Consider the following 13,246-nt stretch of genomic DNA (forward strand, 5'->3'; position numbering starts at 1 on the left):
GGAACGTTTATCATCTCGAGCTTGGATAAAGCGTCCTCATCAAAAAGGAACGATCCACAGTGCCCAAGCCCCGCCAACGGTCTTCGTTGTTTCTTAGGTATTGAGCCATCTCATCCACATCTAGGTCATAAGGGACATCCATGAGAGTGTTGAGCCTCTGGAGCGTCTGTACCGGCACGCCCATTTCCTCCAAGCCAGCCAGGCCAGATGGGAGGTGGTAATGTTCAAAAACCCCACGAAGTTTTGAATAATCAATCTTCGCATTAATATTACGCCTTTTAGCATGCAACTTAACGACATCCTCAAGAATACCGAGTAGTTTTGGAACTGTGTGCCCCAGAATATTGACCACCACCTTGAGGTCATCATTAATACATGTGGAAAGATTATCGACCTCGCCCTTCTCTAAGCGCGCCTTCGACTGAACAATCTGTGACTTAAAGTATTCTGCGTACTGAGGGGTATACAGATAACTTGTGAGTTTTGCATGGATAACCGAACTATTCTTGGTTGGGATCCGCACTCGGCGAAGCGCGCCGGATTGGAACCTCGTTAGTGCCTCAGCCAAAACATTGAGAAACTCACCTGAAGGCATCCAATGAAAGATGGTGGACTGAAAGGATTCCTCAAATAACATCTCGACATAAGAGTACAGCTCTCTGAATGCCTCCAGAGTGAATGAGCTATGGCGCTTCAACAAGTCCACACCAAATTCATCGATATTTTCATCTCGTTCGAATCTGGACTGAGAGTAATCACTAAGGTGCTCAGGCTGAACGCCAACCAGAAGATTCATTGGCGTCGTATCATCTTGAATTCCGAGAGGGATATCCACCTCTTGGTTGAATGAGTCCTGGGGAATCGACTCTAGGCAGTAAACTTTTCCTACGAAATGGACACCCATGCGACCAGCGCGCCCCTTTATGTTGCCATGTGTGAATTTATCAATGCTAAAATTGCCATCCCTGTTGTCATGTATCACAACATTTTTTGCAATAGTATTCACCCCCTCGATTATCGTCGAAGTACAAATAAGGTAGTTAATTTTTCCCCGATTAAAAAGATCAATAGTGTACTGCTGCAAAGCACGCGGCAACCCCCCAAAGTGAAGACCGATTCCGCTTCGTAGAGCGACACAATAATCCCAATCAGAATCGTACTCTTGGGCGACCCAGTCGAGATGAGGGCTATGAAACTCAGCACCAAACCCATGCTTGGCTAAAGACCTTGCAACTCCTCCAGCAACAGCAGAGGATTTACAGTAAATTATTGTCGCCTCACCACGACACAGGTCTGCAATAGAGAGAACCGCTTCCTCTTTACCCTCCTCATCATTAGGAGACAGGTCGAAGGACTCAACATCCAAAGCCACGGTATTAAAATCGGAGGAGATGAAGGTATACTCGAGGCCGAGACTCGCTAAGCCTGTCACACTGTTAATAAAAGGCCCGGTCATATAAAACTGCTTAGATGCCTTCAACAGCTTACTCAAAGCGATATTAAGCTCGATAACCCGCTCATTTTCATAGTCTATCTTCCCACTGGCCCGCTGCTGAAATGCAAGTTTGTAGAACTCATCAATTACGAAGAAATCAATTCCAACAATATCCTGTCGTTCATTAACCCTTTCCTGCGTGAGAACGTAAATCACCTTATCACCATTCGCTTCCTGAGAACTGTGATGGATGATTTGATAGAATTCGCCGAACCGCTCCTGAAGGCGCCTGCGCGTTTCGTCGGCTAGCGCGATAGTAGGAACAACTAGAACCACTCTACTCACTATTCCCAAGCCAATTATCGAATCTACGATTGCGCTCTTTCCCATGCTGGTCGGTGCACTTAGAACAACGTTGCGTCCAGATCGAAGCAGTTCAAAAACCTGAAACTGCATTGAATGGAAAACAATTTCATCCGAAAAAGGAGTCTGATAGATCCCTAAAGCCGCTTTTTCGCTGACCGTTACCTCTTGGAACTCTTTCTTCAAATACGGATACAGCCCAGACTTGCGTACCAGGTTGCGAAGCAAAGGCGTATAGCTCGTAAACTTCAGCCTAGCGTCCAAGGCTCGGATAACTAAATCCCTACCCATATGCAATGAAACGGGATTCGACAACAGCTTGTCAGCAGCATGAAGATAGCTAAATGCTGATGTTCCTTCTGTTTCGAGCAGAAGCCGAGCAGTGTCGTAAATCCTATTCACATGTCATCCCTCATTTTCTTTTCCACCAACCCACATAAGTCGTCAAAGCTTGGGGCAGGATAGAGATAGAGCTCAAAATTAAATTGTGAATATTCCGGACTCTTGGTGATATCGGAAATAAAATCAACGAAGAGATCATAAGCTTCCTGATACAGGTTAGCCTCATGACCTTTAGTCTCAGGAATAGTGAGAAAACTTGACTCATAGCCGAAAAAAATTACAAATCGAAGGCGTTCCAAATGATCTTCAAACGAATTGCTGGTATCTAGAATATCATCGATATCGTGATTAAGTAGATATGAGTCCTCCTTGACATCCAGAACCTTTTCTCTAACTCCGTCCAGACCACTTACAATATCATTATACAGCGTATCTCTAAGATCATTTAAAACCTGTGATAACGTCTTGGCTTTTGTTAACTTGCTGATCCCAAGCCATAACTCATCACCTCCCTTAGCACGCTGTACGATGTGAACATTCTCAAAAACCCGCATTTCATCTTTAGAATCAAGGTATAGGGTAGCCGGAATAGGCTGACTGTTATGTCTTAGCCTCATGACCGAATGCAGCAATGCATTTCCAAGAAACCGCTCAAGGTCTCTGGCATTATCAGCGAGACGTGACCTTAATAATTTGTATTTTTCCGTAGCAGTCGAACTGATGAAGTCGGCAATTTCACCTGGTCTCAACAGGAGCTCGTCAAACCAACAACAAATATTCTTGGCGATGTGCTCATAGCGGTACTGCCCCATCTGATAACGCTGATGTAGGGCAAGCCCATTCCTGGTTGGAATCGGACTTAAAAAAGGCGCCTGAAGTTGAATTAATATATCTGGCAGCTTGCGATGAACATAAACTTTGCAATGAGAATTTCCGCGATCATAAAATAAGACCTCCGCCTTGAACCAAGCAAGAAAATTATCTCTATGGTAGGTTTTGTCATCTTCAACGTACACACGCCTATCGAGCGCACTTCTTTTAGTCATAGCTACTAAAATATTAACCCAGATACTTTCAACCATTGAATCCGAACTTAGAATTACGCCATACAGGTTAAGGGCAGCATTTCTGATATTACTAAGACCTGTAAGTTCTACTTGCCTTAAGCTAGGTATAACCTCCCACGAACAAGAGTCAACCCAGTCGGATATAGAATTGCCTGCTGGCGCAACATATTTTCGCAATTTTACGTCGAGCTCATCGATCAGGCTTTGTCGGCCAGGCTTACCGTCTCGCTTTGAGAGCTCAATTTCTAAGTAGTCGAGTGGCGCTTTACAGTCTCTAGGAGATAAGATCCGAAACTTGCATTTCTCAATAGGCGTGAATGCACATTGCATTGACTTGTGCACAATTGAACTATTGGCAATAAGCTTTTTATCAGCTCCACGAGTACGACTTGTAACCGTACTAATAGACCAGCGAGGCTTGTCAGAAGTCTTAACTTGAACGAACTCAGTATGCGTATCGTATAGGATATCGATGTCGTCTGTAACTTCGCATCTGACAGCCTGGATCTTCTTGTTGAGTAGCATCTGGGTTACGAAAAGCGCCGCCGCACAGTCCTGATACAAGAATCCAAGCTTGGCTGCTACGCCCCCCGCATTGCTTGAGTCCATCACCTACTTCCATGGTTTTTGATGCCCAAGGCTATGGGAAAAGACATGTGGCGTCCACGCCTAATGGCCTTAGGCTATTTCGCCTGCGACGTGAGGAGAAAAAGCGGGCAGAACGTGAGGCTGATTTGGCCCGAAAGTCAGGGCTTCCTAGGCTTGGCTTTGGCAGTCGCCTCAGCCACTAATGGATCTTCGGGCCAGTAGTGTTTCGGGTATCTGCCTTTAAGATCCTTCTTCACTTCCACGTAGGTTCTACGCCAGAAATTGGCTAGATCTTGGGTAACCTGTACAGGCCTCCGCGCCGGCGACAAAAGATGCAACGTCAGGGGCTGTTTACCTTGGGCAATCCGAGGTGTTTCTGACAGACCAAAAAGCTCCTGCAGCCTCACAGCCAATATCGGAGGATGCTGCGAATAGTCGATTCGGATATTCGACCCAGATGGCACCTGGATGGTCTGAGGTGCCTGTGTCTCTAGTTCCTGTGGAAGCGGCCAAGGCAGAAGATTCCTGACAATCGATGACAGATCCAGTTGGCTGAAGTGGCTGAGCCTCGAGACTTTGCCCAGGTACGGTGCGAGCCATTCTTCCAGCGTGTCCAGAAGGTTGGTATCGCTGAGATCAGGCCACTTGCTTTCTGCTTGGCCATTTTGGATATCCAACTGACGCAGCAGATTGACCCGCGCCTGCCATTGGCGCAACTCAGGGTTCCAAGGCAGAAGCTCGATGCCCTTGCGCCTCACCAGATTGACCAAGGCTAGCGAACGAGCTTGCTCATCAAGACTTGGCAAAGGGGTTGCGGACAGCACCAACTGCCCCACCTTGAGTTGCCGCTCAGCCTTGAGTACCCCCTCCCTCTCGTCCCAGTCAACCTCATCGACTGACCTTACAAGGTCAGCCAGCTCGTCATCGAACAAGGCTGGATCGAGATCGCTCGCTAGGTAGATCCGCTCCTCGCGCTGCCCTTGCCGACTACCCAGATCGGCCACTATTAGCCACTCATGTTTAGTGAGAGCATCAGGCTCTGAGAACAAAGCAGCCCGCCCGTTGGAGAGACGGTACTCAGACGCACTCGCACGCCTCTGGAGACCTACTCGGTCAGGGTAAGCGAATGCCAGTAGGCAGCCTACCCATCTTGGGTGATCCGGCTCTCTGACAGGGTGAACGGCTCTCCCACTTAGCAGGGATCGATACTGCCGAGCAGACTGCTTCACGCGCTGGAAGGAGCCACCGCCTCGACGTGAATGTTGCTCGCCGGATAATGCACTCAGTCTGGTGTGAAGATCGGCACCTGCACCACGCAAAACATCCTTCTCACCCAGCAGCGCAGCTATGTTGCAAGCAAGGTCATCCAGCCCCATCGCGTTGCCCTTGATGAGCATGTGAGCGATCCGTGGATGCGCTGGAAGCTCGCTCATGGCTGATCCGTGTGGTGTGAGCTGTCCGGCATCATCGAGTGCGCCCAGGCGCTTCAGCAGGTCTCTACCTTGGCCGAAGGGAGCTGATGGAGGTTGGTCGAGCCAGGCCATCTCCTCTGGCTTCATTCCCCACCGCGCCAACTGGAGTGCCAGGGCTGCAAGATCAGCCTGCAAAACTTCAGGGGTACTGTAGCCGGCCATTTGCTCGTGCTGCGACTCAGACCACAGGCGATAGCAGACACCTGGCTCCAATCGCCCTGCCCGCCCCGCTCGCTGAGTAGCGCTGGCCTTCGAGATACGCTGCGTGTCGAGTCGGGTCATCCCACTGCGAGGATCGAACTTCGGCACTCGCTCGAGACCACTGTCCACCACCACCCTGACGCCTTCGATGGTCAGGCTGGTCTCGGCGATGTTCGTGGCCAGTACAATCTTCCGGGAGCCCTTGGGTGCCGGGTCTATCGCGGCACGCTGGGCGTTCAAGTCGAGGTCACCGTACAGCGGGCATACGATCACGTCTGGACGGCTGCTCAATTGCTCTTTGAGTGTCTCTGCCACCCGCAGAATCTCAGCCTGCCCAGGAAGGAAAACCAGAACGCTTCCCGGCTGTTCGTTGATGGCGGCCAAGCAGGTGTGCGTGACTCGCGCATCGATACGCTCGCCCGGCTGATATGGGCTACCCCAAACCGTCGAGACCGGATACATCCGCCCTTCACTGGTGACCACAGGCGCATCATTCAGCACCTTTGAAAGGCGAGCACCTTCCAGTGTTGCGGACATCAGAAGTAACTTCAGTGGGGGCTCATCACGCAGAAGCTCCCGAGCACTCAAACACAGAGCCAGTGCAAGGTCGGAGTCCAGGTTTCGCAGGTGGTATTCGTCGAAGATCACCACACCCACACCATCCAGCGCAGGATCATCTTGAAGCCGGCGAGCCAGGATACCTTCTGTGACCACTTCAATCTGGGTGCGAGGGCCTACCTTGCTTTCAAGACGAATGCGGTATCCGACAGTCTCACCAACCTTCTCACCAAGCTCACTTGCCAAACGTTCAGCGGCGGCCCGAGCAGCCAATCGACGAGGCTCGAGCATCAGGATCTTCTGATCACCAAGCCAAGGTTCGTTCAGTAGTGCTAGGGGCACACGAGTGGTCTTGCCCGCACCAGGAGGAGCTTCAAGGATTACTTCGTGGCGGTTGGCCAGGGCCTCTCGTAGGTCTGGCAATACGAGGTCAATAGGTAGTGAAATCATCGAGGCTCCCAAATCAGGGAAGCAGTATACGACGGGGGATCAAGCGAGGAGATTAAGCCCTCAGACTGAGACGGCGTTGTTTGAGAGTTTTTGACAAGAAAGTGATTGTTTCTGTGCATTCAGCAAAACGTGAAATTCGTCGAAGATCAGCAACCCCACGCCTTCCAGCGCCGGGTCATCCTGCAAGCGACGGGTGAGAATGCCTTCGGTGACCACTTCGATACGTGTATTGGGGCCAACCTTGCTGTCGAGACGGATGCGATATCCGACGGTTTCCCCGACCTTCTCGCCCAATTCGCTGGCCAGACGTTCTGCGGCAGCCCGCGCGGCCAGACGGCGCGGTTCGAGCATCAGAATGGTCTGCCCGGCCAGCCACGCTTCATTGAGCAAGGCCAACGGCACGCGCGTGGTTTTACCGGCGCCGGGCGGTGCTTCGAGCACGGCTTCGTGGCGTGTCGCGAGGGCTTCACGCAGGGCGGGTAAAACTTCATCGATTGGCAAAGAAATCATGCTGGCTCCAAAACAGAGGCCCGAGTATAACGGCGAACTGGCGGGCGTTCGTCAGGGTCTTAACTTCACACGACGACGCTTCGTTCTTAGATCAATCAGGAGATTTCCCCATGCGCTTACCTTTTCGCCTGATCGGCGGTGTACTGGTCGCCACCCTGCTCACGCAAATCACCGCGTGCGGTTCGATTTTCTACCCGGACCGGCGCGGCCAGATCGACGGAAAGATCGATCCGGCGATTGCCGTGCTCGACGCCGTGGGCTTGCTGTTCTACATCATCCCCGGCCTGATCGCGTTTGCCGTCGACTTCGCCACCGGCGCGATCTATTTCGAACCGGGCCACACCGCGCAGATCGATCCGGCCAAACTCAAGCAAGCCATCGGCCCGGACGGTCAGGTCGATAATCACAAGCTGCAGGCTATTCTCGAAAGCGAGCTGGGCAGAGATTTCCCACTGGATGATCCACGCCTGATTCAACACAAAGGCAGCACTCAGCAACTGGCGATGTTCGGCCTGCAACCCGCCGCCTAAAAAGGAAGATCAATGACATCCAGCCCCGAACACGCTCGCCTGCTACGGCTGGCGACCCGCGCCTCGGTGGCGGTCGCTTGCACGTTGATCGTCGCCAAAGCCATCGCCTGGTGGCTCAGCGGCTCGGTGAGCATGCTTGCCGGCCTCACCGACTCGGCGCTGGATGGCGTCACTTCGATGCTCAATCTGCTGGCGGTGCATTACGCGCTGCGCCCGGCGGATGACGATCACCGTTACGGTCACGGCAAAGCGGAATCGCTGGCGGGCATGGCGCAGGCGCTGTTCATTGGCGGCAGTGCGGTGCTGATCGCGTTTCAGGCGTACGAGCGATTGCATGATCCGCAGCCGCTGGGCGCGCCGTGGCTGAGCATTGGCGTCATCGTGTTTTCGTTGCTGCTGACGGCGGCGTTGCTGGTGTTGCAGCATCGGGTGATCAAGCAGACCGGCTCCAACGCCGTGCGCGCGGACTCGCTGCACTATCGCTCGGACATGCTGCTCAACGGCAGCATTCTGATTGCGCTGATTTTGGCCGGGTTTGGTTTTGAGCAACTGGATGCGTGGTTCGGTCTGGGCATTGCTGCGTACATTCTGTGGAGCGCAATCCAGATCGCCCGGGAAAGTTTTTCGGTGTTGATGGATGAAGAACTGCCAACCGACGTCAGCCAGCACATGCTCGAACTGGCTTGCAGTGTGCCGGGCGTGTTGGGTGCGCATGACTTGCGCACGCGGATATCCGGCAACCGCTGGTTTGTGCAGTTGCACCTGGAATTGCCGGGGGAATTGACCCTGTCAGTGGCGCACGGCATCAGCGATCAAGCCGCCGATGCCATTCACAAGGCCTACCCGCGAGCCGAAGTGCTGGTGCACGCCGATCCGATAAAAGCAGCTACAAGTCGCGAGCCGCAAGCTTCAAGCTTGTAGCTCGAAACTTGCCGCTCGCAGCTGCTTCTATCTGACCTGATAACCACGACTGCTCAGGCAATTGCCCTGAGCCTGTCGATAGGCCTGAACCACTTCGGGCGCCGGTTGATAAGTCGCGGTGCGCGGGTCAAAACCGCTTTGCTGCACGGCGTACTGGTAGCACTGGTAACCGTCCTGCTGCACCTGCTCCGGCGACTGACCGTTGGCTGGATACGCCTCGACGTCATAGCCTTGGGACTGTGGCTGCGGCTGTTGCTGCACCGGCGGCTCGACCACCACGTAATCCTGCGTCGCTTCCTGATACGCGTAGTAGGAACCGGCGGCAAGGAACAGCAGCGAACCACCGATCCACACTTCACGGGCGTAATCCGGCAAATACTGGATGCGGATCCCGCGCGGCGGTTGCACGACGATGTAGCGCGGGCCTTGCGGGCGATACCAGTAGCCGCCGGAGAAGAAGTAATCCTGCCCGCGATACGGCACGCGGTAATCGCGATCCGGGAAACGGTCGATCACATGCCCCGGACGATACTGCGGGCCCGGGCCCCAACCGTTGCCGTGTCCGTCGGGACGCCCCGGCCAGCGATTGTCATTGGGCCGGTTGTTGGTCTGCCAATGCTGATTGCTGTAGCCGTTTTGCGGACGCTCGTCGCGGTAGTAACCCTGACGCGGCTCTTGAGTCTGGCGCACGGCGTCGGGCCGTGGCTGGATCGGCAGGCTGTTGGCCGGCAGTTGCGGCGGTGGTGGCGGCTGACGTACCGGGTTGGGGTTGTAGGCCGGACGGTTTTGATCATGGTTTTGCCACTGGCCGTTATTGTTGTGCTGCTGACCGTTGTGCTCGAACTGGCGGCTGTTGTCGCCACGAATGATCTCGTTGTTCTGCGGGCGCGGCTGATTCTGTTGCGGCTGATTCTGCGATGGATTGCTCTGCGGGCGCGGCTGATTGTTGCTGCCATGGCCCTGATTATTGCCCTGATGGTCCGGGCCGTGGCCGCCGCCATCCGGTCCATGATTCTGCGGCTCATCGGCAAGCGCTTGCGCACTGACACTCACGCACAGCAAACCAACACCGGCCAGACGCCAGATGCGCGACTTCATGCTTTTTCTCACTGCGGGGCCTGCAAATGTAAGAGGACTTGTCACTAAGACCGGGAATACCCACAACGGGTTCTGCAACAGGTTATCAGTCACGCAACTTATTTATTGAGTGTCAGGCATGAAATCGCAGGCAAGAAAAAAGGGAGACCCGTCGGCCTCCCTTCTAGAGAACTTCGTCCTGGCTCGACGCTTTTGACGTCGGCTCACCTCACGCCGTCTTCTGGACAGTGTGCAGCTCGGGGGCCGGCACAACCCCGGTGGGGGTGGCGGCCGCGGCAGGCCTGATAGGGCGGGCCGCGTGGACTGTGTTACCGAGCAGTGATTCTGGTGATAAGAATAGGCCTGAGGCCGCGACAGAGGATTGCGAAGATTGCTGAAATAAACACCACTTGCGCAATTTTTAACCCTGGATAGATAATCCGCCGCAATAGTTACAACCAAGGACAGATTGATGAGCAAACTCGACCGTTACGACCTGAGCATTTTGGCGGAATTGCAGCGCGACGCCCGCATCTCCAACCAGGAATTGGCCGAGCGCATCGGTCTGTCGCCCTCGCCATGCTCGCGCCGGGTCAAGCAGCTGGAAGACGACGGGTATATTTCGCGTCAGGTGGCGTTGCTTGATCGCAAGATGCTTGGGTTGAGCCTGACGGCCTATGTGCTGATCGGCATGGACCGGCACACACCGGAGCGTTTCGAGAATTTCGAAGCGGCAATTCGGACGTTGCCGCAAGTGCTGGAGTGCAGTCTGGTGACGGGTGTGGATGCCGATTACCAGTTGAAAGTGGTGGTGCCGGATATGGATCACTATCAGAAGCTGTTGCTGGGGCACCTCACCCGCATCGAAGGCGTGACCAGCGTGCGCTCAAGTTTTGTGCTGAACCAAGTCCTAAACAGCACCGAACTCCCCCTAACCCATCTGCGCAACTGATCAAGGACACCCTCACCCCAGCCCTCTCCCGGAGGGAGAGGGAGCCGACCGAGGTGTCTGCTGTCATACATCGACTTGAAAGATCGAGTCGATTATGGATTCACAACAGAACGTTCAGGTCGGCGTATTTTGCGAGCATCCCCCGGTCAGTCCCCTCTCCCTCTGGGAGAGGGCTAGGGTGAGGGCTAAAGGCTTCGGATCAGACCCAGATCAATGCCACCTCACACACCTTGGCGTATACTCGTCGCGCCCTTTTAGCCGCGTGCGCGCCGGAGATGCCCAATGGATCCAGCCTTATTAGAAGAGTGGATGATGACCGGACTGGTCAGCATCCTGATCATTTTCATGGGTTTCATCGTCTGGGATCTGGCGAAGAAGTCCAAGGCCGGGCGCTTTGGCTCGTTCATTCTGTTCTTCGTGCTGGGCCTGGGCGTGGCGGCGTTCATCATCAAAAGTGTAGTGATCGGCCTGATCGAATCCGGCGCTTTATAAGCGCGCCGGCACTTCCTTCCACTGGCCCTGATCGAGGCCTTCGACCGTCCAGTCCCCAATCTTCACCCGCACCAGCCGCAGCGTCGGCAGTCCGACGGCTGCGGTCATGCGCCGTACCTGACGGTTGCGCCCTTCGCGAATCACCAGCTCCAGCCACGAAGTCGGCACGGTCATGCGAAAGCGCACCGGCGGATTGCGCGGCCACAACTCAGGCTCATCCAGTTGCCGCGCCTCGGCGGGCAAGGTCATGCCGTCGTTCAGCTCTACACCTTCGCGCAAGCGCTGCAATTGCTCAGCCGTCGGCACGCCTTCGACCTGCACCCAATAGGTCTTCGCCAGTTTGTGTTTCGGATCGGCGATGCGTGCCTGCAACTGCCCGTCGTTGGTTAGCAACAACAAGCCTTCGCTGTCACGATCGAGGCGTCCGGCCGGATAAATGCCGGGCACATCGATGAAATCCTTGAGCGTCGCCCGCCCTTCACCATCGCTGAATTGCGTGAGCACATCGAAGGGTTTGTTGAACAGGATCAACTTCGGCTCGGCCGGGGGTGCCTTGGCAACACGGCGCGGGGAAGAAGACTGAGGCTTCACGCCTGGGCGGCGGGAAGGTGGACGCGGGGGACGAGACATAGGGAGAGCAAACATTTAGCGATCAGGGCTGACAATGCTAGTGCCCTGACCGCCAAATGACCACGACTAACCGTTAGCGGAACGGCGGCTCGTCGAAGCTGCGCAGTTTGCGCGAGTGCAACGAGTTGAGTTCAGTGCGCAGCAGATCCACCGCTTCGATACCGATCTTCAAGTGCTGGCTGACCGCGCGTTCATAGAAAGCGTTGGCCGAGCCCGGCAGTTTGATTTCACTGTGCAACGGTTTGTCCGAAACGCAGAGCAACGTGCCGTACGGTACGCGCAAGCGATAACCCTGCGCGGCAATCGTGCCGCTTTCCATGTCTACCGCGACCGCTCGGGACAGGTTGATCAACGGCCGTTCCTGCGCCCAACGCAATTCCCAGTTACGGTCGTCGTAGGTCAGCACGGTGCCGGTGCGCAGGCGTTTTTTCAGATCGTCGCCCTTCTCGCCGGTGACGTTCGCCGCTGCTTGCTGCAGCGCCATTTGCACTTCGGCCAGTGCGGGGATTGGAATGTTCGGCGGCACCACGCGGTCGAGAATGCCGTCGCGACGCATATAAGCGTGGGCCAGCACATAGTCGCCGATGGTCTGCGACTGACGCAGGCCGCCGCAGTGACCGATCATCAGCCAGCAATGCGGACGCAGCACCGCCAAGTGATCGGTGATGTTCTTGGCGTTGGACGGGCCGACGCCGATGTTGACCAGCGTCACGCCGTGGCCATCGCTGGCGATCAGGTGATAAGCCGGCATCTGATAACGGTGCCAGACCACACCGGCGGCAATCGCCGAAGCTTCGCCGTGATCCATGCTCTTTTCGATGATCACGTTGCCCGGCAGGACCATGCGCACGAAACGCGGATCGCTGCGCAACTGTTCCAGACCATGAACGATGAACTGGTCGACGTAGCGGTGATAGTTGGTCAGCAGAATCCACGGCTGCACATGACGCCAGTCGCTGCCGGTGTAATGCACCAGACGCCGCAGCGAGAAATCCACGCGCGCGGCGTCGAACAGCGCCAGCGGCAGCGGATCGGTGTTTTCCCAGTCGTAGAGACCGTCGGCGATGCCATCGGTGGCGGCGGACAGGTCGGTACTCGGAAACACCCGCGCCAGCACGGCAGCGGTGACGCCGGAGCCGGCCAGTTCATCGCCCTGCTCGACCACGTACGGATACGGAATGTTTTGCTGGCTGACGCCGACTTCCACGGTCACGGTGAAGTCGTGCATCAATGGCACAAGTTGTTCGAGCAGGTATTTGCGGAACGCCGCCGGGTGGGTGACGGTGACGCTGTAGGTGCCCGGCAGTTGCACCTTGGCGTAAGCGCGGGTGGTCTGCGGGACTTCGCCCTGGCAGTGATAGGTCAGACGCAGTTCGGGATAACGAAACAGAGCACGCTGCGCAGCGTCGGGTTCGACGCGATCCTTGAGGTAACGCTTGAGCGCCGAGTTCAGCGCAGTGGTGGCCCGCTCATGCAGCTCGGCCAGACGGTCCACGGCTTGTTCGGCGGTTTGAACGACAATAAACGCTTCGGTCACGATCAGCTTCCTGTGTTCTGACTTGCAGAGCTTCATCTTGCCTGCATCGTGGCGTCACGGGAACAGTGGCATGTTGGCAACCACACAATATATGGGTCAGCACGATCCCAGTAGGAGCTGT

General features: G+C 55.2%; 10 protein-coding genes and 1 pseudogene. 4 read left to right on the plus strand and 7 right to left on the minus strand.

Features of this window, described 5'->3' with window-relative positions:
• Positions 1 to 10: 10 nt before the first annotated feature.
• The 4 genes and pseudogenes from FGA82_RS07005 to FGA82_RS07020 form a co-directional block, all read right to left on the minus strand.
• The gene (locus tag FGA82_RS07005; RefSeq protein WP_141126524.1) at positions 11 to 2,200 is read right to left on the minus strand and encodes a DEAD/DEAH box helicase; all 2,190 of its coding nucleotides are present in this window, start codon (positions 2,198 to 2,200) and stop codon (positions 11 to 13) included.
• Positions 2,197 to 3,816 (minus strand): dsDNA nuclease domain-containing protein, encoded by a 1,620-nt coding sequence (locus tag FGA82_RS07010; protein WP_141126525.1) that lies wholly within the window; start codon positions 3,814 to 3,816, stop codon positions 2,197 to 2,199. The genes FGA82_RS07005 and FGA82_RS07010 overlap by 4 nt, the downstream gene beginning before the upstream one ends.
• A gap of 137 nt (positions 3,817 to 3,953) precedes the next feature.
• Positions 3,954 to 6,476, minus strand: coding sequence for an ATP-dependent helicase HrpB (gene hrpB, locus FGA82_RS07015; RefSeq protein ID WP_141126526.1), 2,523 nt, complete (start codon positions 6,474 to 6,476; stop codon positions 3,954 to 3,956).
• 129 nt (positions 6,477 to 6,605) lie between these two features.
• Positions 6,606 to 6,986, minus strand: a pseudogene (locus tag FGA82_RS07020) (DEAD/DEAH box helicase); the annotation flags it as partial.
• Between the two features lie 110 nt (positions 6,987 to 7,096).
• On the opposite strand from FGA82_RS07020, the gene FGA82_RS07025 reads away from it, so the two are divergent.
• Positions 7,097 to 7,516, plus strand: coding sequence for a hypothetical protein (locus FGA82_RS07025; protein ID WP_016986146.1), 420 nt, complete (start codon positions 7,097 to 7,099; stop codon positions 7,514 to 7,516).
• Between the two features lie 12 nt (positions 7,517 to 7,528).
• Positions 7,529 to 8,437: a cation diffusion facilitator family transporter gene (locus FGA82_RS07030; protein WP_141126528.1), complete on the plus strand. Its 909-nt coding sequence runs from the start codon at positions 7,529 to 7,531 to the stop codon at positions 8,435 to 8,437.
• A gap of 27 nt (positions 8,438 to 8,464) precedes the next feature.
• On the opposite strand, the gene FGA82_RS07035 is transcribed toward FGA82_RS07030, so the two are convergent.
• The gene (locus tag FGA82_RS07035; protein WP_141126529.1) at positions 8,465 to 9,535 is read right to left on the minus strand and encodes a DUF6515 family protein; all 1,071 of its coding nucleotides are present in this window, start codon (positions 9,533 to 9,535) and stop codon (positions 8,465 to 8,467) included.
• A 451-nt stretch (positions 9,536 to 9,986) separates the two neighbouring features.
• Here FGA82_RS07035 and FGA82_RS07040 point away from each other — a divergent pair, with 451 nt between their 5' ends.
• The gene (locus FGA82_RS07040) at positions 9,987 to 10,466 is read left to right on the plus strand and encodes an Lrp/AsnC family transcriptional regulator (RefSeq protein WP_008081091.1); all 480 of its coding nucleotides are present in this window, start codon (positions 9,987 to 9,989) and stop codon (positions 10,464 to 10,466) included.
• Between the two features lie 282 nt (positions 10,467 to 10,748).
• On the plus strand, positions 10,749 to 10,958 hold the full coding sequence (locus tag FGA82_RS07045) for a DUF2788 domain-containing protein (protein ID WP_007909655.1): 210 nt from the start codon (positions 10,749 to 10,751) through the stop codon (positions 10,956 to 10,958).
• On the opposite strand, the gene FGA82_RS07050 is transcribed toward FGA82_RS07045, so the two are convergent.
• Both FGA82_RS07050 and amn read right to left on the minus strand, forming a co-directional pair.
• Entirely contained in the window at positions 10,953 to 11,588 is a 636-nt protein-coding gene (locus FGA82_RS07050) for a pseudouridine synthase (protein WP_141126530.1), read from the minus strand. The two genes, FGA82_RS07045 and FGA82_RS07050, sit on opposite strands and share 6 nt — an antisense overlap.
• A 73-nt stretch (positions 11,589 to 11,661) precedes the next feature.
• The gene (amn, locus tag FGA82_RS07055; RefSeq protein WP_171057252.1) at positions 11,662 to 13,161 is read right to left on the minus strand and encodes an AMP nucleosidase; all 1,500 of its coding nucleotides are present in this window, start codon (positions 13,159 to 13,161) and stop codon (positions 11,662 to 11,664) included.
• Positions 13,162 to 13,246: the final 85 nt, after the last annotated feature.

The organism is Pseudomonas fluorescens (assembly GCF_005938625.1).
Lineage (GTDB): Bacteria > Pseudomonadota > Gammaproteobacteria > Pseudomonadales > Pseudomonadaceae > Aquipseudomonas > Aquipseudomonas fluorescens_BD.

What these genes read in the sequence shown, in the direction of transcription:
- amn (WP_171057252.1), bottom strand. Translation starts at nt 13,161, where the DNA reads ATGAAGCTCTGCAAGTCAGAACACAGGAAGCTGATCGTGACCGAAGCG.
- FGA82_RS07030 (WP_141126528.1), top strand. Translation starts at nt 7,529, where the DNA reads ATGACATCCAGCCCCGAACACGCTCGCCTGCTACGGCTGGCGACCCGC.
- FGA82_RS07040 (WP_008081091.1), top strand. Translation starts at nt 9,987, where the DNA reads ATGAGCAAACTCGACCGTTACGACCTGAGCATTTTGGCGGAATTGCAG.
- hrpB (WP_141126526.1), bottom strand. Translation starts at nt 6,476, where the DNA reads ATGATTTCACTACCTATTGACCTCGTATTGCCAGACCTACGAGAGGCC.
- FGA82_RS07010 (WP_141126525.1), bottom strand. Translation starts at nt 3,816, where the DNA reads ATGGACTCAAGCAATGCGGGGGGCGTAGCAGCCAAGCTTGGATTCTTG.
- FGA82_RS07035 (WP_141126529.1), bottom strand. Translation starts at nt 9,535, where the DNA reads ATGAAGTCGCGCATCTGGCGTCTGGCCGGTGTTGGTTTGCTGTGCGTG.
- FGA82_RS07025 (WP_016986146.1), top strand. Translation starts at nt 7,097, where the DNA reads ATGCGCTTACCTTTTCGCCTGATCGGCGGTGTACTGGTCGCCACCCTG.
- FGA82_RS07045 (WP_007909655.1), top strand. Translation starts at nt 10,749, where the DNA reads ATGGATCCAGCCTTATTAGAAGAGTGGATGATGACCGGACTGGTCAGC.
- FGA82_RS07050 (WP_141126530.1), bottom strand. Translation starts at nt 11,588, where the DNA reads ATGTCTCGTCCCCCGCGTCCACCTTCCCGCCGCCCAGGCGTGAAGCCT.